Source organism: Nocardiopsis xinjiangensis YIM 90004 (genome assembly GCF_000341145.1).
In the GTDB taxonomy this organism is placed as follows: Bacteria; Actinomycetota; Actinomycetes; order Streptosporangiales; family Streptosporangiaceae; genus Nocardiopsis; species Nocardiopsis xinjiangensis.
This window is the reverse complement of record NZ_ANBE01000003.1, coordinates 124,509-150,821: the sequence shown is the minus strand read 5'-3', so window position 1 is coordinate 150,821 and position 26,313 is coordinate 124,509. Positions and strand designations below refer to the sequence as shown.

22 protein-coding genes are annotated in these 26,313 nt (G+C 69.1%); 8 read left to right on the top strand and 14 right to left on the bottom strand.

Going from position 1 to position 26,313, the window contains the following annotated elements; all coding sequences use genetic code 11:
- Nucleotides 1-2,405: 2,405 nt before the first annotated feature.
- The gene (locus tag D473_RS0101145; RefSeq protein WP_017607259.1) at nucleotides 2,406-2,660 is read left to right on the top strand and encodes a GlsB/YeaQ/YmgE family stress response membrane protein; all 255 of its coding nucleotides are present in this window, start codon (nucleotides 2,406-2,408) and stop codon (nucleotides 2,658-2,660) included.
- A gap of 37 nt (nucleotides 2,661-2,697) precedes the next feature.
- Here D473_RS0101145 and D473_RS0101140 read toward each other — a convergent pair whose 3' ends face one another.
- The 13 genes from D473_RS0101140 to D473_RS0101075 all read right to left on the bottom strand — a co-directional run bounded on the left by D473_RS0101140 (nucleotide 2,698) and on the right by D473_RS0101075 (nucleotide 17,345).
- Nucleotides 2,698-3,612, bottom strand: coding sequence for a Gfo/Idh/MocA family protein (locus D473_RS0101140; protein ID WP_026126488.1), 915 nt, complete (start codon nucleotides 3,610-3,612; stop codon nucleotides 2,698-2,700).
- A 312-nt stretch (nucleotides 3,613-3,924) separates the two neighbouring features.
- Nucleotides 3,925-4,719, bottom strand: a complete 795-nt coding sequence (gene thiD / locus D473_RS0101130; RefSeq protein ID WP_017607256.1) for a bifunctional hydroxymethylpyrimidine kinase/phosphomethylpyrimidine kinase — start codon at nucleotides 4,717-4,719, stop codon at nucleotides 3,925-3,927.
- 318 nt (nucleotides 4,720-5,037) lie between these two features.
- Entirely contained in the window at nucleotides 5,038-6,183 is a 1,146-nt protein-coding gene (locus D473_RS0101125) for a hypothetical protein (RefSeq protein ID WP_017607255.1), read from the bottom strand.
- Between the two features lie 50 nt (nucleotides 6,184-6,233).
- Complete coding sequence (locus D473_RS0101120; protein WP_017607254.1) at nucleotides 6,234-7,595, bottom strand: hypothetical protein; 1,362 nt, start codon at nucleotides 7,593-7,595, stop codon at nucleotides 6,234-6,236.
- 22 nt (nucleotides 7,596-7,617) lie between these two features.
- Nucleotides 7,618-8,652, bottom strand: coding sequence for a nucleoside hydrolase (locus tag D473_RS0101115; RefSeq protein WP_017607253.1), 1,035 nt, complete (start codon nucleotides 8,650-8,652; stop codon nucleotides 7,618-7,620).
- 21 nt (nucleotides 8,653-8,673) lie between these two features.
- A complete protein-coding gene (locus tag D473_RS25420; RefSeq protein ID WP_026126487.1) occupies nucleotides 8,674-9,084 on the bottom strand; it encodes a DUF4913 domain-containing protein in 411 nt (136 codons plus the stop codon).
- Nucleotides 9,085-9,117: 33 nt separating this feature from the next.
- On the bottom strand, nucleotides 9,118-10,860 hold the full coding sequence (locus tag D473_RS0101105; RefSeq protein WP_017607251.1) for a type IV secretory system conjugative DNA transfer family protein: 1,743 nt from the start codon (nucleotides 10,858-10,860) through the stop codon (nucleotides 9,118-9,120).
- A gap of 14 nt (nucleotides 10,861-10,874) precedes the next feature.
- A complete protein-coding gene (locus tag D473_RS0101100) occupies nucleotides 10,875-12,566 on the bottom strand; it encodes a hypothetical protein (RefSeq protein WP_017607250.1) in 1,692 nt (563 codons plus the stop codon).
- Nucleotides 12,563-14,074 (bottom strand): SCO6880 family protein, encoded by a 1,512-nt coding sequence (locus D473_RS0101095; protein ID WP_026126486.1) that lies wholly within the window; start codon nucleotides 14,072-14,074, stop codon nucleotides 12,563-12,565. Before D473_RS0101095 ends, D473_RS0101100 begins: the two co-directional genes overlap by 4 nt.
- The gene (locus tag D473_RS0101090; protein ID WP_033352370.1) at nucleotides 14,061-15,479 is read right to left on the bottom strand and encodes a hypothetical protein; all 1,419 of its coding nucleotides are present in this window, start codon (nucleotides 15,477-15,479) and stop codon (nucleotides 14,061-14,063) included. Before D473_RS0101090 ends, D473_RS0101095 begins: the two co-directional genes overlap by 14 nt.
- Before the next feature lie 155 nt (nucleotides 15,480-15,634).
- Nucleotides 15,635-16,393 carry a hypothetical protein gene (locus D473_RS0101085; RefSeq protein ID WP_017607247.1) on the bottom strand — a complete coding sequence of 253 codons (759 nt, stop codon included), beginning with the start codon at nucleotides 16,391-16,393 and terminating at the stop codon, nucleotides 15,635-15,637.
- Between the two features lie 24 nt (nucleotides 16,394-16,417).
- Nucleotides 16,418-16,702 (bottom strand): hypothetical protein, encoded by a 285-nt coding sequence (locus tag D473_RS0101080; protein ID WP_017607246.1) that lies wholly within the window; start codon nucleotides 16,700-16,702, stop codon nucleotides 16,418-16,420.
- A gap of 37 nt (nucleotides 16,703-16,739) precedes the next feature.
- On the bottom strand, nucleotides 16,740-17,345 hold the full coding sequence (locus D473_RS0101075; RefSeq protein ID WP_017607245.1) for a DUF6668 family protein: 606 nt from the start codon (nucleotides 17,343-17,345) through the stop codon (nucleotides 16,740-16,742).
- Between the two features lie 351 nt (nucleotides 17,346-17,696).
- Here D473_RS0101075 and D473_RS0101065 point away from each other — a divergent pair, with 351 nt between their 5' ends.
- From D473_RS0101065 to D473_RS0101045, 5 genes are all read left to right on the top strand, one after another.
- Complete coding sequence (locus D473_RS0101065) at nucleotides 17,697-18,500, top strand: hypothetical protein (protein WP_026126485.1); 804 nt, start codon at nucleotides 17,697-17,699, stop codon at nucleotides 18,498-18,500.
- A 31-nt stretch (nucleotides 18,501-18,531) separates the two neighbouring features.
- Complete coding sequence (locus D473_RS0101060) at nucleotides 18,532-19,659, top strand: APC family permease (protein WP_017607243.1); 1,128 nt, start codon at nucleotides 18,532-18,534, stop codon at nucleotides 19,657-19,659.
- Complete coding sequence (locus tag D473_RS0101055) at nucleotides 19,656-20,330, top strand: hypothetical protein (RefSeq protein WP_241474672.1); 675 nt, start codon at nucleotides 19,656-19,658, stop codon at nucleotides 20,328-20,330. The genes D473_RS0101060 and D473_RS0101055 overlap by 4 nt, the downstream gene beginning before the upstream one ends.
- Before the next feature lie 224 nt (nucleotides 20,331-20,554).
- A complete protein-coding gene (locus D473_RS0101050) occupies nucleotides 20,555-20,968 on the top strand; it encodes a hypothetical protein (protein ID WP_017607241.1) in 414 nt (137 codons plus the stop codon).
- A gap of 27 nt (nucleotides 20,969-20,995) precedes the next feature.
- A complete protein-coding gene (locus tag D473_RS0101045; protein ID WP_017607240.1) occupies nucleotides 20,996-22,081 on the top strand; it encodes a C40 family peptidase in 1,086 nt (361 codons plus the stop codon).
- A 9-nt stretch (nucleotides 22,082-22,090) separates the two neighbouring features.
- Here D473_RS0101045 and D473_RS0101040 read toward each other — a convergent pair whose 3' ends face one another.
- Nucleotides 22,091-23,356 carry a flavin monoamine oxidase family protein gene (locus tag D473_RS0101040; protein ID WP_017607239.1) on the bottom strand — a complete coding sequence of 422 codons (1,266 nt, stop codon included), beginning with the start codon at nucleotides 23,354-23,356 and terminating at the stop codon, nucleotides 22,091-22,093.
- A gap of 173 nt (nucleotides 23,357-23,529) precedes the next feature.
- Between D473_RS0101040 and D473_RS0101035 the strand changes: the two genes are divergently transcribed.
- Complete coding sequence (locus tag D473_RS0101035) at nucleotides 23,530-24,216, top strand: DUF6882 domain-containing protein (RefSeq protein WP_017607238.1); 687 nt, start codon at nucleotides 23,530-23,532, stop codon at nucleotides 24,214-24,216.
- 356 nt (nucleotides 24,217-24,572) lie between these two features.
- On the top strand, nucleotides 24,573-26,219 hold the full coding sequence (locus D473_RS0101030; protein ID WP_017607237.1) for an ABC-F family ATP-binding cassette domain-containing protein: 1,647 nt from the start codon (nucleotides 24,573-24,575) through the stop codon (nucleotides 26,217-26,219).
- The last annotated feature ends 94 nt before the right edge of the window (nucleotides 26,220-26,313 follow it).

Here is a 26,313-nt window from a genome sequence, read left to right as displayed (position 1 = left end):
GGCGGGGCACCCCCGTGCCACGGAGAGCCCTCGTGCCACGGAGTGCTTCGAGGCACAGCAGGCCTGAGGGAGTGGGGCCTCCAGGGAGCGGCTGCGGTGGGAGGCTCTGTCCCAGGCGGATGGGTCTCGGGAGGGTTTTCCACTCTCGGATCGGGTGCTTGGTGTGGTGGGGGTGGTGTGGTTTCTTGTTGCGCTGGGGGAGTCTCGGGTGTCTGGGGAGCTGGGGTGCCTGGGAAGTGGGGTTTCTGGTGGTGCCGTGGGGTTGGTGTGGGTGGTGTTCGTCGGAGCGTCGAGCCTAGCCCGGCCGGGGCTTCCCGCAACCCGCTTCGGCGCCACCCCGCGCCCTCGGAAAGCGGAGAAGGTGCGGCGTTGTGCGTGGTCGGTCGGGGCGCCTCGGGGTGTGCGGTCCACCCCTTGACGCCGGGCTCGACCGCTCTCGCCGCCGAACACCTGCCGGTCGGTCCCCTCATCCGCCGAAGAAGCGGGGGTGCCCAAAGCCAACCCCCTGTGGTGGCCACATTGCGACCACTGGTCGAGGCGTGGGCACGGTGGCTCGCTCCTGCGTAAGGCACAGGCCTGGCCCCGGCACTCCCGGTGACGGCGTTGAGGACAGGGCAGGCCGGCGTGTGCGACCTCCGGAAAGGCTTCGGGCCCCGACCGAGCATTGCCAGTGCTCCTGATAGCACTACAGGCCGGTGTTGGTGCTTGTAAGGGCACTGCCAACGGGCTTCGGTGGATCGTTCCCCCGTCCGGGGCCATTTTCGGGGGCGAGGACGGCCCCGGGCGGGGGTCCGCTTGTCGCGGGCCCCGGCTCCGGCCCCCGTCCGGGTTCTCGCCCTGGGGCCGGCCCTGGTCCGGCCCGACGGGCGGTACGCACACACGACCTGAGGGCGCCCAGCTCCTCCGTCAGCCAGCTGAGAGCTGCGCTCCGGTCCGTGAACCGCGGCAGGTCGTTCCGGCCGAACACCGGGGCGATATGCCATCGCCCCGGGTTGAGGGTGAGAGCGGCCGCGGCCGCCGTGGTCAGGTAATGCTCCAGGACCCGGTCCAGGGCCTCCTCCCGTTCCTGTTCCGTTCCCTCCTCCTCGGCGCGCACACGCGTGCAGCCGTGTCAGGTCGTGTTGGCGCAACCGCCCTCCGGTGCCCTCCTCCAACAGGCTCACGGTGAGCAACTCCGCGAGCAGTTCCTCGGTCTCTTCCTCGGAGAGCCCGGCGAGCGCACCGGCGGCGTCGGGGGTCAGATCCCGCCCGGGACTCAGCCCCAGGAGCCGGTACATACGCTGCGCCCCCGGACTCAGCCACCGGTACGAATCAGTGAGCACGGCCTCCACCGACATCTCCGCTTCCGCGCCGAACGCACTCAGCCGGTGGCGCGCCCGGGACAGGCGTTCGACGAGTCGGCTCAACGGTTGGTGGCGTCGGACGGCGAGCCCGCTGACCGCCGCGCACACCGCCAGGGGGAGCCCTCCGCAGAGGCCGGTGAGCGTACGGAGAGCATCGGGTTCCTCTCGGGGCCGGTCGTCGGCCAGGATGCGCTGGACGAGTTCGACCGCCCCCGAATCGTCGAGAGGGCCCAACTCCAGGAACTCGGCGCCGTCCAGACGCAACCCGCTCAGGTGCAGCCGTGTGGTCACGAGCACCAGATGCTCGCCTTCGCCCGGCAGGAGGGGCCGTACCTGCGCTGCGGAGACGGCGTTGTCGATGAGGAATCCGAGCCGGCCCGTGTGTGCGGGTGCGAAAGGCCGCCGCGCGTCCGGCGAGGTCGCGGGGGATGTGTTCCGGTGAGACACCGAGGTCGCGCAGGAACCGGTCGAGAACGTCTCCGGGGTCGGCGGGGGTGTCGCCGCTGAACCCGTGCAGGTCGCAGTTGAGAATCCCGTCGGTGAAGGTGCTGGAGACGGAGGAGAGGAAGTGTGTGGCGAGCGCGGTCTTGCCCACGCCTCCGGTTCCGTGCAGCACGACCGCAGGTGCGGCGGCGTCGTGCAGCTCGTGCAGGTGGCGGACCGTGTCGGCGCGGTCGGCGAAGAAGCGTGGTCTGCCGGGGAGTTGGTGAGGGGGAGGGGGCGGGGCAGCACCGGTGTGCACATCGCCCCGGACGGAGCCGATCTGCACGACGGTCCCCGACACCTGATCGGAGGTCAGACGGTTCCGGTCGCTGTCGTGGGGGAGCATGGGGGGTCTCTCGAGGTCAACAGGAACTCAGGACTCATACCCCAGAGGACGCTCCATATCCGGAGGGCGGAGCACGATGTTGCTCAACGCACATGCTTATGCACGTGCAGCAATGTACAGGGGTGCAAAAACCCCATAAAAGGTTCATACAGGGCAGGCATTTTCCTGTGTCCCTCCGTGCCCGCGAGGGAACGGAAAGGGCGCGTCAACGCGCCGACCAAGAGGAGGTACCCGTGGAGATCACCGGAATCTTCAGCGCGATCATCGTCGGGTTGATCATCGGGGCGCTCGGACGCCTCATCATTCCTGGCAAACAACACCTGCCCATTTGGCTCACACTCGTCCTGGGCATCGTGGCCGCTGTCGTCGGAGGCTGGATCGCTGCCATTTTCGCCACGGCCTTCCTCTGGGTGTTGTTGGTCCAGGTACTGGTGGCCGCGGGGATCGTCTACCTCGCCGACGGTTTCTACGCCAAGAACGCCTCCTGAGGCGCCGTCGAGCACGAGCACACGCGCCGGCCTCCGGTCACCATCCGGGGGCCGGCGCCACACGTTCGGTACGCCCCGACGACAGCGACCACTCCGCCGCCTCCAGCACCGCCACGACGTCACGACCGAACCGCACCCCGCAAGGATCCCCCTTCTCCCCGGAGATCTGCGCGGTGAGCCGATCGATCGCCTTTCCGAACGCCGACACCGGATCCCGGGAGCCGGTCGGAACCGGACGCCACCCCTGCTCGCCGTGCAGAACCACCTCGAAGGTCTGCGCCGCGGCCGGGGCGTCCAACGTCAGCGCGAACGAACCCACCGCACCCCCGGCGTGCTCGGTCAACAGGTGCACCGTCTCCTTGGGTCCGGCCAGCGCGGAGACCCGCTGGACCTGCCCCAGCACCGGAAGCGTCAGCGCGAGCGCGTGCGGGCCCAGGTCCCACAGGCCGCCCTTGGCCCGCCGCCACGGCGAGGTGCCGAACGGGTTCCCGGGTTCGAAGATCGACGCGAACAGGTGCGCCCGCACGCCGTGCCAGTCCTGGCCCCGCACCTCGGAATGGAAACGCTCGACCTCCTCGGAGAACCGCGCCGTGAAGAACACGACCGACGCCAGTTCCCGGCTCTCCGCCTCCACCGTGAGCTGGTCGGCCATCGAGGTCGACAGTGAGACCGGTTTGTCCAGCAGCAGGTGGCGCCCCGCCCGCGCCGCCCGCAGGGCCAGTTCCGCCTGGACATCGGGCGGCAGGGCGATCGCGACCGCGTCGACCTCCTTCAGGAGCGCGTCGACGTCCTCATGGGCCTGAGCCCCGTAGCGTTCGGCCAGTGCCGTCGCCTTGGCCGGATCCCGTCCCCAGACCCCGACCAGCTCTGCGCCCGGGTGGGCGTCCAGGGCCGCCGCGTGTGTCTCGTTGGCCCAGAACCCCGTGCCCAATAGTCCGAACCTGACGCTCATGCCTGTCCACCCTTCCTCGTGGTCCCGGAACCATTGTCCATGGAATCGCTCCCAAGCGGTGGCCGCCTCCGGCCACCTGCACCCCAGCGGTCGCAAGAGCCTCGTCAGAATCGGAAGAACCCCGTCGGGAGCCCGCCACACGGCCCGGTCCACCCACTCGTGCGCCGAGGAGAGGACCACGGAGGTGCTCGCCGTCGTCCGGCGGTGGCCGGTTCCGGACCGGGCCGACCCTGCCCCGCACACCACCGGCCCCGTCGCTGAGCGCGACAGGGCCGGTGTGGCGTGATCAGCGCCGCACGCGTGCCGAGATCCTCACGGAGCGATCGGAACCACGGACGAGAAGGGCGCGTGGGTGGCCAGGCGCCCCGTGATGCCCTCACGGACCATGGCCTTGGCGACCTCCGCGGCGCTGCCGACGTCCGCGCCCTTGGCGAGCTCGGCCGTGATGGCGGCGGCGAAGGTGCAGCCGGCGCCGCTGACGCGCTCCTCGCCGATCTTCGGGGCGCTCAGGACGGTGGCGTTCTCACCGTCGAAGTGCACGTCCACGGCGTCGGGCCCGGGCAGCTCCGTGCCGCCCTTGGCGATGACGTGGCGCGGGCCCAGCTCGTGGATACGGCGGGCGGCCTCGATCAGGTCGTCGACCGTGTCGATGCTCTCCATGCCGGCCAGAGTGCGCGCCTCGAAGTGGTTGGGCGTGATGACCGTGGCCAGCGGCAGGATCTGCGCGGTCAGTGCCTTGTCGGTGTCCAGGGCCGCCCCGGCCTCCTGGCCCTTGCAGATGAGGACCGGGTCCAGGACGACGTGCCGCCACTCCTGGCCCTTGAGGCCTTCTTCGACCACGTCGATGGTCTCGGGCCTTCCGAGCATGCCGATCTTGACGACGTCGACGTCGTGGCAGCTCGTGGCCGCCTCGATCTGGTCGGCGATGACACCCGGGTCGATCGGGACGAAGCGGTGTGCCCAGTCGTTCTTCGGGTCGAAGGAGACGATGCAGGTGATCGTGCCCATCCCGTAGACGCCGAGCTCCTGGAAGGCCTTGAGGTCGGCCTGGATGCCGGCGCCGCCGGTGGCCTCCGACCCTGCGATCACGTATGCGCGGTTGGTCATGGAATGCCAACCTCCTCCTGAATCTCGGTGCTGTTGCCGGTCTCGGAAGCCCTCCACGGGTTCACGAACACGTCTTTATTGCATCACAACACCCGGACCGGATGCCCGAGCCGGCCCTCGCTTGTAGCGCGGGTCACTGCCGGTCAGTGGAGGTGGGTCGCCTGTGGCCATGGTCCCTCGGAGAGATCTCACGGGTCCATGTTCCTCAGCGGCTCGCACTGTGGCCCTTTCGGTTGTGCAGGTCGGGGTTCCGAGAGCCGTGCTGCGGGGGCTTCCCTGCGGCATCACCACTGGCTCGGGCCCGGCCGCATCCCGTGGTCAGTCCTCGTGCGGTGGGAAAATGCCCAGGGAGTCGGACTCCCCGGCCACATCGCCGTCCTCCCCGAAGTCCAATGCCTCGAAGGCGCGTTCGGGCTCGCCGTCGTCCCCGATCGTGTGGAGGTAGTAGGCGTCGCTCGTCTGAAGGAGGAGGCGGTCGCCCTGGGGGTCGTACCAGTACCGGTTGATCGGGTTGCCCTCGGTCTCCAGGAGCACGTCGTCATCGGTGACCGAGCCCTCCTCGTCCAGGGAGAAGAGGGACAGCTGGGTGTGCGTGTCCTCCTGGGGCGCGCTCTCGAGAGGGCCGATGAACGTCTCTTCGGGGCCGCGCACGAAATTCGACGGGACGATGTTCGTTCCGTCCTCGCTCATCAGGAATTCGAGGGAATCCCCGGGGGCACTGTCCTGTCCCGGTGGGCCGCTCTCCACCAGCTCCAGGACATCGGGCTCGAGGTCCTCGGAAATCGTGTAGACGGTGTCGGGCAGGCCGATCTCGAGCCCGTGCCCGTGCACCTGGACCTCCTCGACGGTATCCGGAGCCTGCGTGAGGCGGGGAACGTCTCCGACGTGTGCGGGTTCGGACTCGGGATCGTCGACGTCGACCGCGAGGATCCGGGAGTCGTCCTCACCGTGCTCGCTGCGTTCCTCGAACCAGATCTGTGTTCCGTCCGGGCTGAACTGGGGTGCTGAGTAGGTGATCTCACCGCCGCTGAAACTCGCCTCCTCCTCGGGGGCGATCGTCGGCCCGGGGACGTATGAGCGGGTCTCGCCGTCGAGCGATCCCAGGATCAACCCCTGGTCGGTCTCGATGACGGCGTTCCGGAAACCCGGCGAGAACACGAACTGGCTCCAGTCCGTCTGATGGCGCTCCTCGTCCGCCTCGTTGAGCTCGTGGAGACTCAGACGGATGTTCAGGCTTCCGTCCTCGACGTCGTGGAAGGTGACGAACGTGTCGTCGTTGGACCAGTTGAAGATGAGTAGGCCCGAGAGGTCTTCCGGAGGGATCTCGGCCGCCTCCTCCGGGGTCTCCTCGTTCGGGGCGTCCTGCGCGGTCGGAGTGTCGTCGCTGCCGCAGCCGGTCAGTACCAACAGGCAGGCCAGGGACAGGTGGGCGGGAATGCCCGAGTACCGCTTGGTCTCGTTCACAGGTCTTCCTCGGGGGTCGCTTCTCTGACGGTTGGGGCCCAGGAGCCGGGTCATTTCTTCGAAGGGCCACTACCGTGACCGTGCTCGTCCCCCTTGGTCTTGCTCCTCTGCAGGAACGACGGTACGGCTGGGGACGCTGAGTCGGAGGAGGCGTTACCGGTGGCCGAAGCGGTCCCGGAACCTTGCGCCGGATGGCCCGCGCCGCTTTTCGCGAGCGTGGCCCCGACGTTGTCCGTATACGCCTTCTTGGATTCCAGGTCGCCCGCACGGCCGAAGGCCTCCCACGTGCGGTGCAGGGCTTCGGGGGACAACTCGCGACCCTCGAGGGACCGGGACAAGTCCTTCACCAGTCCTTTGTCCGCACGGCGGACGAAGCTGTCGAACAGTGGAGTGAGGTGGGCGTCTTGCGTGGGACGGCCCGCAACCCAAGCGCGTGTCTCGGAGGTGTAGGACCGGCGTGCGTCCTTGAGCTCCGCACGCCAGTCCTGTCCCGCGTCGCGTTTCCGAGCGCTGTCCCTGGCAGCGTCGATGACCGCATCGAGCGCCACCACCTTGACGGCCTCTCTGACCTTCGGGGACCTGTATTCCTCTGAGACCCTGTTGGGATTGATCCCCTCGGTCGGGTCGGTCTGCTCACGCTGGGGGCGTTGAACGGGGCCGGACGGGCTGATCCCTTTCGGACTGTCGAGAGGGCCGTGCAGGGTCTCCTCGATGGTGCCGAGCGCATCCTGGTTTCCGAAGGTCTCAGCTGGATCCTCGGACAGTGACCGGCTTGGGAAACCGCTCCATTTCTCTCCTGCTTCCTGGTGAAAGACGTACCCGAGCTTCGCCTCGGGGCGGGGATCGTCCGGGGTCTTGCTGAGGAAGGCGTACCTTCCGGTGAGCTCCGTCTCCGGGTAGGCCTCGGTGAGGAGTTCTTGCACGGTCCCCTTGAAACTGGTGTCCACCAACGTCACCGAACTGTCCGGTTCCCCCATGGGGATCCCGGCGCGTTGGAACATCTTCTGAACCCGTTGATGGGAGAAGTCGACGCTTTCCGGATCCACCTTGTTCCGAGCTCCACGGAAGGTCTCGATGTCCGGGAAGGAACGTCCCTCGTTTTTCTCCCGGTCCTGCAGGGCCGCTTCGGCAACGGCCCTGGACAGAGTCACATTGGCGCAGTGCCGGGCGTGGAAATCCGGGTCGAGCTCGCGTACGGCGAGATGCAAAGAAGTGCCGTCGCGTCCGAGGAACGCGATTCTGTGGTCATCGCCTTTGAGCCGGACGTCCTCCTGCAGGTCGTCCAGGATCTCAGCAGCGACGGAAACCATGAAAGGTGCGGTGTTGTTGCGAAAGGTCGTGTAGGCGTCTTGGACAGTGCGGAGCTCGTTCGGCGTGAGCCCGTATTCGTTCTGGATGTATTCAAGATCCATGCATGGTCCGGGGGGTGAGAACTCAGTCGAACAGAGTCTGCTTCAACCAAATATTGAACGGGTCGTATTTCGCGGCCACACTCAGCCAGACCTCCGCACCGCGATCGTCACGGCTCATGCGGCCGATCCGGTCCAAGGAGACCTTCCTCAGACCGAGATTGACGAAGGGCTTGCCGAGCGCGGCGGAGAGGGCGAGCGCGTCGTGTTGCATGCTCCCGGGGTGGAAAGCGGCGAACCACGCTTCGATGTGGCGGTGCAACAGCTCCTGCCAGCCGCCGGCCGGTGCCTCGGAGAAGCGCCGATGGAACGCGTCTCCCGGGACGATCTCGATCTCGGGGCGGAAGGTGATCTCGGACGTGACCAATTGGACGTCCTCCAGCCGGCCCGACTCGATCGCGTCGAACACCCTGTGGGCCGACAGAACGTCCATCCGGATGTTGTGCTCGGCCCGGGAAGGGTCGCGGTACTCGAGCGCTCCCCCCATCTGCGTGACGATGAGCCTCTCGGCAGCTTCCGGGACCTCCGTCAGGACGCGGGCCAGATTGCTCAGTGCTCCCATACCGACCCAGCGGATCGGCCCGTCGGTCCGTTCCAGGAGGTCACGTACCGCGCCGGTGACGTCGCAGGGTTGGGCGGGGATCTCCTCGGGCACCAGACCCTGCGCACAGAAGTACCTGGTCCTGCCGGCACTGTGGCCGGCCACGGTCCCTACGTCGCCGCGGTCCAACAGGTCCAGCAGATACCGGGCCAACCGCGCCCGTTCACCGTGGGGGAGGCCGTTCCCGGTCTCGTCGTTGGTCAGTACCAGGGCGAGTTCCGGAACGGTACGGCCCGCGGCGGCCACGGCGATCGCGTCGTCGGGGTCTCCCCCGATGTCGGTGTCGAGGATGATCGGGGTGCCCTTCGGGCTCTCGGGCCACAGCCCCCCGGCCGCGGTCTCCTCCGAGATCAGGCGCAGGGCGCTCTCGGCAGGAGCCCTTGTGCCGAGGGCGATCAGGGCTTCCTGTTCCGCGCGGAGCTGTTCGATGCTCCGGTCGTCGTCCTCCGAGTACGGCATGCTGCTCTCCTCCTGGTCGGGTCAGAGCCCAGTGTGGTCGACGACCGTTACCTCGGGCGGGGGGTTGTGTGTGTCCTGGTGGGGTTTGGTCATACACCCGGAGAAGGGTCCGTCGGGTGCGCGCAGGGAGGCCAGAGCAGGGTCCAGATGGTCCCTGTGCCATTCGTGCGGTGCGGTGATCCCGGCGCCGCCGGTGTCCGACATCGCCTGGTAGGCGAGCCACAGTGCGTGGAGCCGACCGATGGCCTCCGGATGCTCCCACCAGCGCGCGCACCAAGGAGCACGGGAACTCGGGATGCGGGAGGTGACGTAGACGGGTACGAGGAAGCCGTTCACCCAGGCCGTCAGTTGGGCGAGTTCGACCATGTACTCGTCCGGGGTGAGCGCAAAGATGAAGGGCGGCTGCTGGGCCCCTTCCTGGGTAGTGCTCAAGGTCGCTCCAGTGCTGTACTCGACGGGATCGGGTCAGAGGGTGAGGCGTTTGGCCGCTCGGCCGGCGATGGCGCTCTCGGCTGCTTCCTGGTCCGCCGAGACGGTCTTGGCGCTCTTCTCCCGGAACCAGGGCCTCAGACGCAGGCGCGCCGGCCGGGTGGAGGTCGCGAGCAGCAGCGCGGTTCCCTTCTCGATCTCACGCACGTCGGACACGTCGAGGATGCGCTCGCGGCGTTGTGAGCGTTGGAGGCTGCGCCCGTCCTTGCTCTCCGACGCCGACGATTCGTCCACGTAGGTCTCGCCGACGAGAGAGGAGATCCGGTCGGCGAAAGCCTGGTCGTCCAAGCCGGAGCCGAGGAGCTTGACGGTGGCGGCCGACCACAAGGAGTCCATCCCGCTCTTGCCCCATACACGCACGCCCTGCTCGTAGGACTGCATGACCGTCACCGGGAGCACTCCGCGTGAACCCAGGTGCGAGTACAGGTCCGGCAGGTCCTGGATCTTGCAGACGTTGCAGGCCTCGTCCAGGATCGCCTCCATCGGCGGATCCAGGCGGCCGCCCGGGCTGGCCTCGGCCACAGCGACGGCCGCGCGCAGGCACGCGTCGGTCAGTGCCGCGATCACACCGGCCGCGCCACCGCCCCCGTCCTTGGACAGGAGATAGAGGGCGTCGGTGGAACGCACGAACTCCCCGGGCTCGAACTTCGGCAGGTCCTCGTTCGGGGTCACCCAGGCCAGGACTTCCGGGTCCAAGAGGCATGCGACCGCCTGGCGGGCGTGCTCGTAGATGCCGTCCCTCGTTTCCGGAGCTCCCCGAACGGTCCCGTCGAGGTTCTCCGCGAGAGCGGTCAGCCCGTGATTGCGCAGGATGATGAGGGGACCCTGGTCGCCCGGATCGGCCAACCAGTCGAGGACCTCCCTGAGGTTCCTGCCGTCGATGGACGCGGCGTGCAGGACGATGCGCAGCAGGTTGCGCCCGGCCTTGGCCCAGAAGTCCTCACCCTCCTCGGCTCCACTGGTGGCCGAGACCAGGTGCATGGCCAGCCGGTCGGCCCCTTCGATGGTGCGGGCCATGGAGAGCATGTCCCACCACATCTCACGGTCGGCGTGGGCGATCGACTGGGGATCGAACAACCACACTCTTCCGCGGCGGGCGCGTTCCCCGGAGGTGATCGCATAGATGTCGGCCTTGTTGGAGGTCACGACGCAGGGCCCGGGGGCCTGGAGGATGTTCGGGACCGCCAGCGCCGAGGTCTTCCCGGATCTGGGCCCCATGAAGACCACCGCGACGTCCTCCCACGAGGCACGCAGCTCGGGGCCGGACGGATGGAGGTCGCCGAGGAGCAGACCCGCATCGGCGGGGTCGATCTTCTTGCGGTCCCGGAGCGAGCGCCGCAGGCGCCTGGCCTTCTCCGCTGCTGCCTTCGGCGCGAGGTCGCCGGTCTGCTCGGCGGTGGCCAGACCGCCGCGGTCGTTCCCTCCGCTCATGAGCAGGACCACCAGTACGGCGAGGATGACCACGAAGCCGACCGTGGCGACCATGCCCGTCACGACCGCCGTGAGCGAGGCACCCTGCCACACCGGTTCCCCGCTCAGTACGGCGAAGAACGTGTCGAACCCGAAAGCGGGCGGGTTCCATCCGGCGCCGCCGAAGAACGCGCCGATGGTCCCGCCGAGCCACAGGATGGCCAGGAGGGCGAAACCACCGATGATGAGGCCGATGAGCCAGAATTGGGAGGGGTCGACGGGCGCTCTGCCGCCCCGCTGCTTGCCCATGTGTGGACCTTCCTTCAGCTGTGTGCGGAGACGTCGGTGTCCGTGTGGGACGTGCGGTCGCCCGAGGTGCCCTGCCCGGTCTCCTCGGATGTTGTGGCGGTGGCTTCGGTGAGCTCGGTGACCGGGGTGGCCTCCGTGGTCTCGGAGGCAGCGGGCTCGGCACTGCCGACCCGCGAGGTCTGGTGCCACAGTTTGTTGGTGTCGTGGATCCCCGACTCCACCGATGTGAGCTGGAGGTTCACCGGGATGCCCGGCCTCCCGCCGACCTTGACGAGGAACTTGCCGCGGCCGGGGGGTTCGGCCTCCTTGTTGGTCGCCGGGTCCCAGGCCGGCGGGTCCTGCCAGCCCTTCAGCATGTTCTGCTCTGCCTCGGAGAACGGGATCGCCGACTGGAGCATGGGCATTTCCGCTGCGGGGAGCCCGCCGCAGATGACCATGCCCGAACGCTCGACGAAACCGCGGGCCTTCATCCGGTCCTCTTCGTTGGCGAGGGACATGAGGTCGCTCATCGTGTGGGAGCACATGGCCATGCCCACGCCGCGCTGCCGGTTGAGGCGGGTGAGGGCGTCGACCCTGTCGACCATGCCGCGGCCCGCGCGGAGCGCACGCCACAGCTCGTCGAGGATCACGAAGTAGTGGCGCCGGGGTTCGAGCCCGGCGTCGGCCAGGGCGTTCGCGACGTTGACCGTGCCGAATCCGGCGGACCAGCACGCCAGCAGCACGGCGGCCTGCAGGTCCATCTCGGAGTCGTCGATGGAAGAGACGTCGAAGACCACCGGACGGTCGCGCACCATCGGGCTGGTGGTCGGTTTCGAGAAGGTCTCTCCCAGCCGCCCACCGCCGCAGAGACCGATGAGCGAGGCCTCCAACCCGTCGGTGATCTCCCGGTACCGGTCCATGGAACCGCGGTCCAGGGCGACCTGGCGCACCTCGTCGGGGGCGTCCTGAACGACCTTGAGCAGGTCGGGAAGGACCGGGGTGCCGTCGAGCCTGTCGTCCAGGACCTTCAATGCACGGTCCAGGATCGTCTCCTCCCGGTCCGTGGGAGGAGACGACCGCATGATGGTCAACAATGCCGAGACCATGTTGAGTCGGCGGCCGTGGGCGTCCGCGAGGACTCGGCTGCGGGCCTTGCCGGTGAGCCGGCGGGCGGCGGCCCGGGACTCGCCGGGGTCGAGGATGTTGAGGTGCCCGCGCCCTCGTCCCAGGGTGATGACCTGGCCGCCCAGGGCCTCGATGAGGTCGACGTAGTCCGGTTTGAGGTCCCCGAGGACGAGGGGCTGACCCCCGTAGCCGGCGATCCCGGTGGCCATACGCCTGATGATGGTGCTCTTCCCCAGCCCGGGCTTGCCCAGGACGAAGGCCGATGGGTTGGAGATCAACTTGGCGCGCTGGAACCAGGAGATCGGGTCGCAGCACAGGGTCGCCCCCGAACTCAGGTTCCGTCCCAGGGGGACCCCGACCATGGGTGTGCCCGTGCCCACGGAGAACGGCCACAGACCGCAGGCCTGGACGGTCGTGCCCCGCCACTCCTCCGCCATCTGGACGACGCCCGCCTCGCCGCGGCCCGGACCGACCCAACCGCGCATACCGGGACGCTTGCGAGGGGCCTGCACCTCCTCCTCGGCCTGCTTCTGACGTCTGATCTGCGCTTGCCGCTGCTTCTTGATGTTCGTGCTCTTGGCGCGCTTGTGTCCGCCGATCACAGCTGCTCCCTCAGTTCAGCGGGGACCTTCAGGTGTTTGGGCAGGACCAGGCCGAGTGGAAGGGCCCCGGCGAACGCCGAGTCCTGGGAGCCGTGGACCAACCTCAATCGGAGGCGGGCGGTCGCGGACAGGTTGTCCACGGTCGCCATGGCCTCGGGTTTGAGCGCCGGGTCGGTGACGGTTGCTGTCACGACCAGGCCGAAGTTGACCAGGCCGGCGCCGGAGGCCTCCTCCGCCGCTGTCGCGCGGGCCGCCCGGGTGGCCACCATGTCGCGGGCGGAGGGTTTGTCGGAGGAGGTCTGCCGGAACTCCGCTGCCCGTAGGTCGGCCTCGACCACCGTGGCGGCGCGGGCGGCGTCCAACGGGCGGTAGAGCAGGGTCACCCGCTTGCGGGCGATGTCGGAGTGCGGGGCCAGGAGGCGCGAGAGGATGTTGGACTGGACGTTGCCCCGCGGAGCCGCGGTCATGGACCAGGTCATCGACAGGGCACCGTCGTGGATGTAGGAGTCCCACATCGTCTGGTGGGCGGTGGGTCCGACGTCCGGCCAGGTGAGTTCGGGGTCCTCCCCGTTGGCGTGTGCCTCGTCGATGAGGACCGCCGATGCGGGGTCGTAGGCGATCCGGATCGTCTCGCACAGTTCTTGGGCGGACAGCGGATGAGCAGCTCCGCCTCCGGTCGCGCTCAGTTGCTGGGTCAGGTTGGGAACCCGTGCTGCCAGCTCGGGTCCCATTTCGTCCGGCTTGCGTTTCTTGCCGCCGGTCCGGGAGGCGGCCGAGAAGGTCACGGCGACGTAGGCCTTCACCACGGAGGAGCCGGTCGGGTAGCGGTCGACGGCCTCGTGCAGCATGGCCTGTGCGAAGGCGGGTGAGTCCGGGTCGATATTGCTCATGACTTCCCGGCGCAGCCTGGTGCCGGTGTCCGGAGCGGTCTCGACCGTCACCGAGGCCGCCTCGATCCCGGGCTCGTCCCCGAGGTTGGCCAGCCAGTGGCCCCAACCGGCCACCCACACGTCCACCTGGTCCTCGTCCACCAGCGCGGCGCCGTCGGGTTCGGTCCCGATCACCACGGTGTAGTGGCCGGTGGCCGGCACGTAGAGAAGGGCGAAGGGGCGGCCGTAGGAGTCGGTGTGTTCGGACAGGCGTGAGGGCGCTGCCAGACCCGGGAGTTGGAAGGTGCCCCACGGGGTTCGCCCCAACGGACCCGAGCGGTACAGATGGGCTTTCTTCGATCGTGTGTTCCACCAGGCCATGCGTACGGTCATCCTCGTGATCAGGTTGCGGTCGTGTTTGTCCTTGGTGAGAACCGCCAGCAGGAGCCCGCCGACGAGGATTCCGCCGACGAATCCGGCGAGCATCCCCCCGATCATCACGAGGAAGACCACGAAGATGAGTCCGCCGAGCAGGAGGCCGGTGCCCAAAGAGCCCAGGCCCATGAGCCCCGCGGTCGCCGGTTTGCGCCAGTTCCCATAGGTGCGAGGTCCGCGGACCTCGGAATCAGCGACTGCCACTGGGGCCGCCCCCCTCTCCTGATTCGCTTCCCTCGGTCGCGTCCTTGGCGGTCTGGGCGACGGTGTCGCCGACCTTCTTCGCGGCGTCCGCCGCTGCCATCGCCGCGGTGGCGACACCAGCGGTGGCCGCGCCCGCACCTGCGGCCGCGCCTCCCTTGGCGGCACCGCCGGCCATCTGGCCGCCGCCCTGGGCCCCGCCCTGGGCCGCGCCACTGGTGTTGGCGGAGCCGGAGGGGCCACTGCCGGAACCGCCGCCCCCGCCGCCTCCACCGCCTCCACCTCCGCCGGAGGTCTTGGCGGCACCGGAGGGCAGGTCGGCCACAGCCCCGCTGACCGCGGCTCCCGCGGCGGCGCCGCCGGCCATCCCACCGACCATGGGTACGGCGAAGCGGATGAGGGCGGGCATGGCGATCAGCGCCACGATCATGAGCGTCAGGCCCGAGATGACCTGTAGGAGGCCGTGGTCGTCCTCGAAGAGGTCGGCCCCCACCAGCTGGAAGGCCGCCGCGTAGATGATGGCCGCAGCCGGCTTGTAGAGGATGAAGGCGACGAGCCAGCCGACCAGCTTCTTGAACCAGGACTTGCCCATCTCCGTGTTGGTGAAGGACGCCGCCAGGGGAAGGACCCCGGCCAGGATCACGAGCATCCCGATGCGGACCACCATGAGGACGATCTGCATCATCGTCGCGATGATCGCGAAGAGGCCGAGGAGAATCACCGTGAGAGGAATGATGGGTGAGATCACCCCTGAGGCTCCGCTCATCACGAGCATCACGGAGACGTTCTCGGCGAAGTCGGTCCCGTCTGTCGCGTTGTCCAGGATCCACGTGGAGAACTGCTCGGAGGCGGTGATCGCCAGGTTGGCCATCGTTACGCCGCCGGCGGAGACGATCACCAGGGTGATCAGGGACTTGATGAGGTCCTTGCCCGGCTCGGCCCTCTGTTCCCAGGCCATTTTCATCCCCGCGACCACCACCGACATGACGGCCGCGGCACCCGTGTACCACCACAGGCTGTTCTGGAGATAGACCGTGGGGCCCGAACCACTGGGAGCAGCGGTCGTGGGGATGAGCGCCATGATGATGCCGGAGGCGGCGGAGATGAGTACCACGGCGGCCAGGACCATGCCGACCTTGCCCAGGTGTTCGCCTCCCTCGCCCTGCCTGCGAGCGATGGCCATGCGGGCGCCGAGGGCGATCAGGGAGAGGACGCAGACACCGAGAGCGATCCACACCCCGTACTCCAGCAGGCGTGTGATACTCCCGGACGTGTCCCCGGTCTCCCCGGCACTGATGGACGCGGAGTCACCGGTGGCACCGGTCAGCGGTGGTGGGCTGACATGCACCCACAAGGTGCCCAGCGACTCGATGATCTGACCGAGCGCCTCGACGACGGCGTCGGACATCCATTCGAGGATGGTGTCGAAGGCAGTTTCCGCGAAGGCTCTGGCGCCTTCTTGGAAGTGACAGCCGATATCGTGCCAATCGCACATGGGGGTACTCGCCTAGCGGTCGTGTGTTTCACCATTCGCTTCTGTGTGCGCTCGCGAAAGAGGTCCGATCAAGCGCCCTGCCACCGGACGAACCCTGAGAGGCTCTCCACCGGGTAGGGAGGGGTGGCGGGTTCGCCGTCGTCTGCCAGGACGTTCTTCCAGTCGCCGTTCTCCCAGCGGAGGTCGAGGGGAAAGACCATGTCGAGCCCGTACGACGAGGTGTAGGCGATCTGGACGGAGGCCTCCTCCCCGTCGTAGGAGATGACCCGGAAGGCCGCGACCTGGATGCTTGCTCCGTCGTCCCCGGAGGCCGCAGCGGAGGTCCCGCCGTCGGCCAGGGCCGCCTCACGCCCGGGCCCCTCTGCGAGGGCACGTTCCATGACCACGTCCGCGAGTTCCGGGTCCGAGCTCATCGCTGTCCAGTTCGCCGCGGCGAGGACGGCCCCCAGAGGGGTGCGTGCAAAGCAGGAGCGGTAACCGTCGTCGTCGACCGTGCCTGGGCCCTGGCCCTCGACGCTCGGCGCGGCGATCGTGCCCGCGAGCTCCCACTCGGTCCCCTCGGGAGGCTCGTCCAAGCCACTCGCCATCTCCACCTCGGTCAGTCCGCATACGCTCGCGTCGTCCGCTGGAGGTGGGTTCTCGGACGTGGGGGATGCCGTCGGTGCGGAGGGCGAGGTTTCCTCTCCGCCCTCATCGTCTCCGCCGAAAAAACTGATCGAGATCACGAGAAGGCCGACGAGGGCGATGACGCCGAGGAACATCGCAGAGAAGATGAATCCTCTGGCCGCGAAGGGCGACTCGTCCACCTGTTCACCGAAGTTGGTCATGGCGATGCAACCCTGGGTCGTTGTCTATACGAGGAATCCGACGAGGGACGTGGCGGCGGAGATGAGGATGACCCCCGCGAGGACCATGCCGATCTTGCCCATGTGTTCGCCGCCCTCCCCCCGGCGGGACTGGATCGCCATGGTCGCTCCGGCGATGATCAGACCGAGGACGCAGATCCCCAGGGCGACCCACTTGGCCCACCCGAGGATCGACACGAAGCCCTCGGCGCCGGGGGGAGCTTCCCCCGACCCGGGGTCGGGAACAGCGGCCAGGTGGGCGGTGACCTCGGATGCGGTTTCGAGGAGCATGGGAGTCCTTTCTCTGAACTCGGAACAAGGAGGTTTCTCAGTGTGAAAGTGCGTCCAGATCCGCGATCATGGAGCGCACGGATTTCGGGCTTCTCTGTACGTCCACGGGTTCGTTCAGGCGCCACGACTCGATCCACGGGATGCTCCATGTCCGAGGTACGCCACCTTTGATGACCTTGGCCATGTCTTTCAGTGGGCGAGGGAGTTTTCCCGGTGCGTCGGCCACGAGCACGAGCCCGATCAGTTCGATCCCCGAGACCGATCCGGATGCCCATTCCGTGGCGGCCAGTTGTGCTGAACGAAGCCCGGATGCGTGGGTGCGTGCGACCAGGACGACCCTGGCGGGAGCATGCCCGGGCGGGTTGGCCACTTCCGGCCACGCGTGCCCTGCGGGCCTGGCATCAGGCACCAGCCCGGCGAGGGTGCTCTCACCCGCACCGCCGTGCACACCGAGGAACCAGACGTGCGCGGTTCCGGAGACCCGGCGCCGTGGGAGACGGTCGTCGTCGCCAGGGAAGGGGACCCCTCCCTGGGGCGACTGGGGTCCTGTGGCCGCCGGGGCGTCGTCCGGGACGGTGTGGTCCTGGTCCGGGGTCTCCTCGAGCGGAGGCCTCGTGACCCAGGGGTTCACGTTCTCACCCATCACCGCTCCTGCCCGTTCATCTGCTGTTTCTCGTATCGGTTGTCCGGCATTGTCGTGTGCGCAAGAAGAGAAGCGGTCCTCTGTTCCGTCGTCATCCCGGGGGAGGGCTCTCGCATTGGTTGTTCCTGGTTCTACTGGACCCTCTTCTTTTTGGCGCACCGGCTCTGATGCGACCTCTCGTTCGCTGGTTCACAGGATTCTGAAGTTTTTTTGGGCGGGACTGAGTTCCACATAAAGTGTGATGCAGATCTGTTGAAAGGAGGGAGTGAGGTGTAGGCTCGTGAACCGTCGTTCGCTCCACCCGGGGAAGGCGCTGCTCGCGACGGTCCACAGAGACGAGGTCGGGCAGCCATGGAGCATGACGAGGTTCCGGTGTTCCCGAGGATCACCGTGACCACCCGCAGCGACGGAACCGGCGACGTGTCGATCAGCGGACGTTCGCAGACGGTCTCGGCCGAGACCGCGTCGGAGGTCAGGACCCGCGTCACGGAGATCATCACCGGCGTCGCCGGGAAACTCGGACGCCCGGTGAAGGTCGCCACCGCGGGTGTCGACGGGGAGTGGCCTCTCATCGTCCACCCCGACGGCACGGTCGAGGAGGACGCCTCCGCCCCCGCGCCGAAGAAGGCGCGCAAGGCCAAGGGACGCAAGCCGAAGGCCGTGCCTGCTGGGGACGGTCCGGTGCAGGTGGCCTCATCGGCGCAGGAGCAGGCAGCGGAACAGCACGTCGAGCACCTCGCCCGGGCCCCTGAGCCGGAGCAGGTCCCCGATCCTGAGCCGGAGTCCCGGCCCCGACCCGAACCGGTGCCCGCGGTATCCGAAGAACCGAGCGCTGCACCGACGGATCCCCGAATCCGGCACCATGCGTCCGCCCCGTCGGAGCCCGTGCCCCCGCGCCCCCACCCACCGGCGCCCGGCCCCGGCGATCAGACGCGGCATCAGCCCGGCGACACCACCGGGCAGGTCCCGACCGCCATCGGAAGTCCGGACGAGAGCAGGGCCCGAGCGGCCCAATGGTGGAGCGAGGCAATCGCCGAGCACAACTCTTCCGTCGGAGCACAGGGTGTGGCCACCGCGATCCCGGAACACAGGAACGGTTCCGGGCTGTCCGGTCGTGGCCGGCGCTTCTTCTCGCGGCGCGGTCCTGAGAACTGAAGGCCGTCCACAACGAGCAGGAGGAGGACTCGTGCAGGCCGACGGAGTACCCCCCGGCCGTCCCAGGGCGGTCTTCGACCCCGACCTGTCCGCGCGGACCCTCGAACGGTTGCGCCGCGGATCGGCCGAACTACTCCCGAAGAAACGACCGCCCGACAGCCGGATCCGACACCGAAGGAACGCCGGTTATCTCGCCTCGGCGGGGGTGGTCGCGGCTTCGTGGGGAGCGGCTCACCTGGCGACCGAGGTTCCGGACGTCACCGACCTCGCCGTCCGTGTGCTCAGCACTCTCGGGCTGCTCGCCCTTGTCGTGTGGGGTGCGCGACAAGCGGGCCGTGTCGGGGCGGTGTTGGCGCTCCTACTCACGTGGGGTCCGCTCTTCCTCGTCTGGGGGGCTGTTCCGGGGACGGCCATGACTGGCGGCGCGGCGTTCTTCTGGGCGGCGGGACCGGTGGCCGCGCTGGCTCTGGCCACCAAGGTCACACCGTCGGCCGGGGTCCGGCACCACGGCCGTTACCTCCTGCCCGAGGACTTCGAACCGGTCGACTCGGAGGCGCTCAGGCGTCTCCAAGGAGCGATGGACCGGCTCCGCGGCGCCGCTGCCGTACTCGGCGACGACGTCGGCCCTGGTGGGGAGGAGCGCTGGCTCGCCGAGCAGGAGTGGTCGGTCGCCTCTGCCTTGGCCCACTGCAGTGAACTCGCCCTCGACCTCCACGGCAGGTCGAGGGAGGCCGTCACCGAACGGGTCTCGCGAGCGCTCGATCCGCAGCGCAGAGCCCTCGAGGCCGCGAGGGAGGCCGTGGAGGAGCGGATCCGGAGATTCGACGAGTACGCGCGAAGAGCGCACACCGCGGCGACCACGTACGAAGAACTGCGTCAGGGCGAGGAGAACGAGCGCCGTGACGACGCCTTCCTCGGTCTGCTGACCGACACGGCTTCGGAGAGCACAGGTCCCGTGTTCGGTGACAGTGGGGTCCGCGCGCTCCAGACGGCCTTGGAGGAGCAGGTGACACGAACGATCGATGCGGGGCGCTGGCTCCTCGAAGCGGCCGAGAGCCGGGCGCCCCACGAGGACGAGCAGCATCCGGAGGGGACCGCTCCGAACAGCCGGCAGGCACCTGGCTCGACCGGGCCCGTGGACGGAGGACGAAAGACATGAGACCGGTTCCGACCTCGCGGACGCCTCATGGGCGTGCCCACACGGAGCCCGAGTGGCTGGAGCACGCGCGTGTGGCCTCTCGGACCGGGCGTGCCACCCCTACGCGGGTCGAGGAGGACGCCGACCGCACACTGGCCGAGGAGGAACGGCGCCGTACCGACTGGGAACGCGCCGAAAGAGAGCATGTCGCCGGCGAACGAGCGCAACACGACGAGCGGGAGCGCGAGCGACCGGACCGTGAGCGCGCCGAAACACACACGGCCGGCACGGAAAGCGGCCTTCTCCGCCACGAGGAACGGCGGGACACGCCCCCGTACGGGGGAGGGCGGGGCGAGGAACTGAGGGAGGAGGGCACCGCGGAACCCTCCGACGAGAGGGCGCCCGACCCCGAGGGGCGAAGGGCCGAGCTGGAGGAGCAGCAGTCCGCTCCGAGACCCGACGGCCCTGCCGACCACTCGGGTGCTCCCGAGGAGGAGGCCGCCCACGCGAGCCATGAACGCGCGGCGCCCTCCCACCTCGCTCCCGCCCAGATGCGGAGCGTCCGCGGCGAAGCGAGCGCCGCCCCTCAGGCGGGGCTCGGCAACGGCGCACGTACGTACACGTCACGGCAGAGGGCCCACGGTCCCGAGGCGGATGCAGCGGTGCGGAGAACGGCGGGGGCCCGACGATGACCGGCCTTCACAACAACGATCCGGAGCAGGAGACAAGCGTGCACAGGACCACAGCACGGGTTTTCCGCGTACGACATCGGGCACTCGCCGCAGCGCTCGCGGCCTCACTCGCGCTCGCGGGCTGTGGAACACAGGAGGAGACACCGTCGCCGGAGCCGGCGGAGGAGTCCCGGAATCCTCTGGAAACAGCTGCTCCCCCGGTCTCGGACGAATCGAGGGTCGAGTTGCCCGAGACCGACTTCACCGACCCGGAGTCCGTGGCCGCTTCCTTCTGGGTCGCTTGGGAGTCCTACGACGGCGAGGCCGACACCGACGAGACCTACGTCGACCGTTATCGACCGCTCGTCACTGATCGCTTCTTCGACGAGCACGGGGCCGAGGGCATCCCCGTGCCGCCGCAGAACCTCACGGCCTTCAGGGAGAGCGGGCGTCTGCGTACCGCTGAGGTCGACAGCGTCGAGGTCCCCGAACCGGCCCAGGAGGGCGACCACCAGATCGTGCTGACCGTCGAGGGGAACCTGACCGACGCCGACGGCGGAGAAGAGATCGGTCCGCGTGAGTCGTCGCGGACCATGCTCCTGAACAACACCGGTGAGGACGACCCCGACTGGCGTGTCGACCGCTTCGTCCAGCAGTAGCCGTCCGAACGCGACTGGAGACACGTCATGGAAGGTAGTTCCGGTGCCAAGCTGCTCGCGTGCGGCTGCTTGGTGGCGCCCGTGTTCGCGATGTTCTCCCTTCTCGTCTTCATCCTGATGCTCGTCACTGTCGACACCGACGCCGAGTGGGAGACGACCGGGGGTTCGTTGGATCCGGAGGCCGTTCCCGAGGAGTTCGTCATCTGGATCGAGCGGGCAGCGGACGAATGTGAGCACGAACAATTGTCGGCCCCCGTGTTGGCCGCGCAGCTCTACCAGGAGAGCCGGTTCGACCCCGACGCCGTGGGGCCGCCCGTGACGGTCTCGGAACGCGGGGGCGTCCACCGCGCGGAGGGCATCGCACAGTTCATGCCCTACACCTGGGAGACCTGGGCGGTGGACGCCGACGACAACGGAGAGGCGTCCCCCTTCGACGCGCCCGACGCCATCATGGCCCAGGGCGCCTTCATGTGCAGCCTCATGGGGCAGGCCGCAGACAGCGGGTACGACGAGAACCCGGTCTCGCTGGCCCTGGCCGGCTACAACGCCGGTTGGGGGGCCGTGGAAGAACACGGCGGGATCCCCCCGTACGAGGAGACCGAGAACTACATCGACATCATCCTGGGCAAATCCGAGGAATTCACCGACAAAAGCGGTGAGGGGCTCGCCGACCCCGGGGTCGAGATCGACGCCGACGGGGACGTGGCCGGGGCCATCCAGTGGGCCGTGGCACAAGTAGGGACCCCGTACGTCTACGGGGGCGCCTGCATGGACCCCAAACAGAACACGCAAGGCAGCCCCGCGGGCGGATGGACCAGCGAGGACATGCGAACCCAATGCGATTGTTCGAGCCTCATGCAGCAGGCCTACGACAAGATCGGGGTCAGCCTTCCCCGGACCACGTTCGACCAGATCAATGTGGGCCAGGGGGTTTCGCCCGGCGATGTGCAGCCCGGCGACCTGGTCTTCCCGCACGACGGGCACGTCGGGATGTACATCGGTGACGGGAAGGTGGTCCATGCGCCCCAGACCGGGAAGGACGTCGAGATCACCGAGTACACCGAAGGGTACTGGGGGGCCTACGGCATCAGGAGGGTCCTGAACGACGGGTGACCGGAACGGTCAGAGTTCGGCGATGAGCTGGTCGGTCAGGTCGTAGCCGTTGGCGTAGCCCCCTTCGACGGTGTTCTCGCCGGTGGTGGGCTCGCCCGCGAAATGCAGGACCCCGTCGACGGGGGCGGCCAGCGCCGCCGGGGCGTCGTGGGCGCCCGGCGGCACGTACAGGTACGCGCCGCGGCTGTAGCGGTCCGCGGCCCAGTCGTGTGTGGTGCGGGCGACCGGGTCGGGCAGGTCCTCACCGAGCACGTCGGAGAGGGCGGCGAGGCCGATGGCGAAACGTTCGTCCTCCTCGCGGGCCAGCAGGTCGCGGGCGCTGGGGCCGGAAGCCCAGGCCACGACGACCTCGGACGCGCCCGAGGAGAGGCGCCAGAACACGAAGTCGGCGCCCGGCTCCCAGCCGAGGGCGTCCGGCCCGTCGGGGAGGACCGGGCGGTCGAACTCGTAGACCAGCTTGAGGGCGTCGGTGGTGTCCAGGGCCCGGATCGCGTCCCGGTGGCTGGTGGGCAGCGGCGGGTCGAAGCGCACGTCCTCGGCCTTGAGCACCCCCAACGGGAGGGCCAGGACGCAGTGGTCGGCACGGAAGACCTCCTCGCCGTCCGGGCCGGCGGCCAGCTCGACCCCGGACCGGATGCGGCGGACCTCCCGCACCGGGGTGGACAGACGTAGGTCGAGCCCGTCGGCGAGGGGCTCGAGGACCCGGTCGTAGCCGTCGACCACGCGGTAGTTGGCCCGCGAGGCCGCCCACCAGTCGAAGAGGTCGTGGCGGTGCATCCAGGTGGCGCTCCACCGGTCCAGGGGTTCGTTGTCGATGGAGACCGGAGGCCAGTCGGACTCGGGCACGCCTGTGCGTCGCAGGTAGGCGGCGGCGTCCTCGACGTCCAGGGGAGGGCTGTCGGTGTCGATGCGTGTACCGCCGCCGGAACCGCCCCGCACACGCGCGGTGTCGGCACCGCTCTCCTCCACGAGCTCCCAGGTGTAGGCGTCGCGGCCGTGGATGAGGCCGGCGCCCAGTTCCACGGGGACCGAGGTGAAGGAGTGGTCGGTGTGCAGCTGGCCACCGATCCGGTCGCGTGCCTCCAGGACCACGACGGACCACCCGTGGTCGACGAGGTTGCGTGCGGCCGAGAGCCCGGTGATGCCCGCGCCGATGACCACGACGTCCCATGTCGGTGCGCTCAGCCGTGAGCAGGCCGCGGCCGGGAGGAGGGCCCCGCCGCCGAGCAGGACCCCGCCTCCGCGCATGAGTGTGCGGCGACTGATGCCGGGCATGGTGCTCCCAGGCGGTCGGGTGACGGGGGTCCCAGTATGCGCCCGCTTTCGGCGCCGGGTCGGACGGCCCCCGGTCCTGCTTTCGATGGCGGATTCGTGTGTTCTTCCCCGAAATGTCGCGGACAGTGTTTAGAGTGCGGAACGTGAATGGACAACTGCCCCTCAGCACCCTCATGGACGACGCCGCGATCCTGTCCCTGGAACACCAGTTCCACCTGCAGGACGTGCTCGGCGAACACAACTGGCGGGTCGACATGAACGCACCCGTCTTCGAATTCACGTTCCCCTCGGGCGAGAGCCTGACCTGCGAGAGCTTCCACTTCCTGGGCAGCGCCGCCCCCGGTCCCGCTTCATGGATGTGGGTCTGGGCCAACCCGTCGGGGTTCCCCGAGGCCCTCACCCAACTGGCCGGTTCCGTGCGCGACCTCGGCGAACGCCACGGGGTCGCCGAGCTCACCTCCGCCGAGGTGCCCTTCGCCGACCTGCCCGGCGCCCCGGACATGCCGCACAACGCCGTGGGCCCGCCGACGGAGGCCGCCAAGGTCCTCACCGGCCGGTGGACCTCCTACAACGGCGAGGTCGGCGGCGGGACCCGGGCGTCGTTCCTGGTGGAACACCCCGCCTTCCGGCTCCCCGCACCCGACCCCGCCCGGACCGCTGGGCTGTTGCAGCAGGCCGTCTCCGGCCTACCGCTGACCGACCACCGGCGTGCGGTGTACACCTACGGCAACCTGCGCGGCCTCGACCCCGCGTTCGCGGACGACGGCGCTCGGCTGACCCTGTCCGCGGAAGGCCTCGCCCTCACGGTGTCCTTCGACGAGTACGGGCGGGTGAAGAACGTCGAGGGCACTGTCGGCTGACCCGCGTCCGGGGCCGCTGGGACGGCCAGGACCGGCCCGACCGTTGGTAGCGCCGCTGAGAGGACGGCTGTCAGTGTTGCTGGAAGCACGACCACCGGGCTGCCGGAAAACAGCCCGGTCGCGGCCGCCCTGGCCTCCCCTCGTCGGATACGATGCAGACGTGCATTTGCCTCTCTACCTCTGATCCGAGCCTCAGCACCCGCCCACTACGTGGCCGCGGGTGCCAGACGCATGTCCGGGCCCCGTACAGGGGCCGGCCGTCGGCTCGAAGAGCTCGTGCACACCCCGTCGAGACGACTCCGGGGCGAGCTCCGTTCGGAGGAAACGTGGCAACCCTCAAGCACAGATCAGCAAGCATGCCCGCAGGCGAGCGGGCCCAACTCACCGCGGACGGTATCGGTATCGACCGCGGAGGCCGCACCGTGCTCTCCGGTGTGAGCATGTCCGTCACCCCGCGCTCCCGATGGGGGATCGTCGGGGAGAACGGACGCGGTAAATCCACGCTCCTGCACATCCTGGCGGGGGCGCTGGAACCCGACACCGGAACGGTCCGGCGCATCGGTACCCTCGGCGTCGCCGAGCAGGAGATCGACGTGGTCGAGGGCCGTACCGTCGGTGACCTCGTCGACATCGAACTCGCCGATGCCCGAGACGCCCTCGCCGATCTCGACACGAGCGCCGAGGGTCTGGCCACCGGCCGTCCCGAGGCCGTCGAACGTTACGAGGCCGCCCTGAGTACCGCCGAAGCCATCGACGCCTGGGACGCCGACCGGCGCGTCGACCTGGCCCTGGACCATCTCGGGGCCGTCACCGACCGGTCCCGGCCCCTGGCCGAGCTCTCGGTCGGTCAGCGCTATCGGGTCCGGCTCGCGTGCCTGCTCGGCGCCGCGCACGACTTCCTGCTGCTGGACGAACCCACCAACCACCTCGACGCCGCCGGGCTGGACTTCCTGACCCGGCACCTGCGTGAGCGCACGGGCGGGGTGGTCCTCGTCAGCCACGACCGCGCCCTGCTGTCGGACGTGGCCACGACCGTCCTCGATCTCGACCCGAGCCGTGACGGGCTGCCCGGTGTGTACGGCGGCGGGTTCGCCGGATACGTGGAGGGGCGGCGGGCCGAACGCGAACGCTGGGCCGCCGAGTACGAGCAGCAGCAGGCCGAGCACACCAAGCTCAGCCAGGACCTGTCCGCCGCCCAGAACCGGCTCGTGAGCGGGTGGCGTCCGGGCAAGGGCACCGGAAAGCACCAGCGGGCCACCCGCGCGGGCGGGCTGGTGCGTGCCGTCCACCGCCGGCGCGAGGACCTGGAGGCGCACGCGGTCGACATGCCGCCGCCACCTCTGGAGTTCCGTATGCCGGATCTGCCCGCGCACCCCGGGGTGAGGCTGCTGCGCGCGGATGAGGTCACCGTCGGGGGACGGCTGGAGCGACCGGTCACGCTCTCCCTGGAGTCCGGTGCGCGGCTCGTCGTCACCGGGCCCAACGGTGCGGGAAAGTCGACGCTGCTGTCGCTGCTCGCGCGGGAGACCGCACCCACGGACGGCCGCGTGCACACCGCCCGCACCGCCCGGGTGCGGCTCCTGGCACAGGAGTCCCCGCACGCCGTGGCGCGCAGTGCCCGGGACGTGTTCCGGGCCCATGTCGGGCGGATGGTGGGCGAGGGGGTGTTGCGGGAGCGGGACGAGCTCTCCCTGGGTGCCCTCGGGCTGTTGGCGCCGGCGGACGTGAACAAACCGCTGCGCGAGCTCTCGATGGGACAGCAGCGCCGGCTCGACCTGGCCCTCGCGCTCGCGTCGCGCCCGCACGTGCTGCTGCTCGACGAACCCACCAACCACCTGTCGATCGCCTTGGTCGACGAGCTCACCGAAGGGCTTCGGGCCACCGGCGCGGCGGTGGTGCTGGCCACCCACGACCGGCAGCTCCAGCGCGACGCCGGCGACTGGGAACGGCTCGCGCTCGACCCGGCGCCGTCCGCCCGGCAGACCGTCGGCGGTCGGAGGTGAACGGCCCGGTGCCGGGGAACGCGCCCCGGCACCGGGGTAGGGCCAGGGCAGGAAGGAGATCCCATGAGTACCGAGGATGACGTGCGGCGCCTCG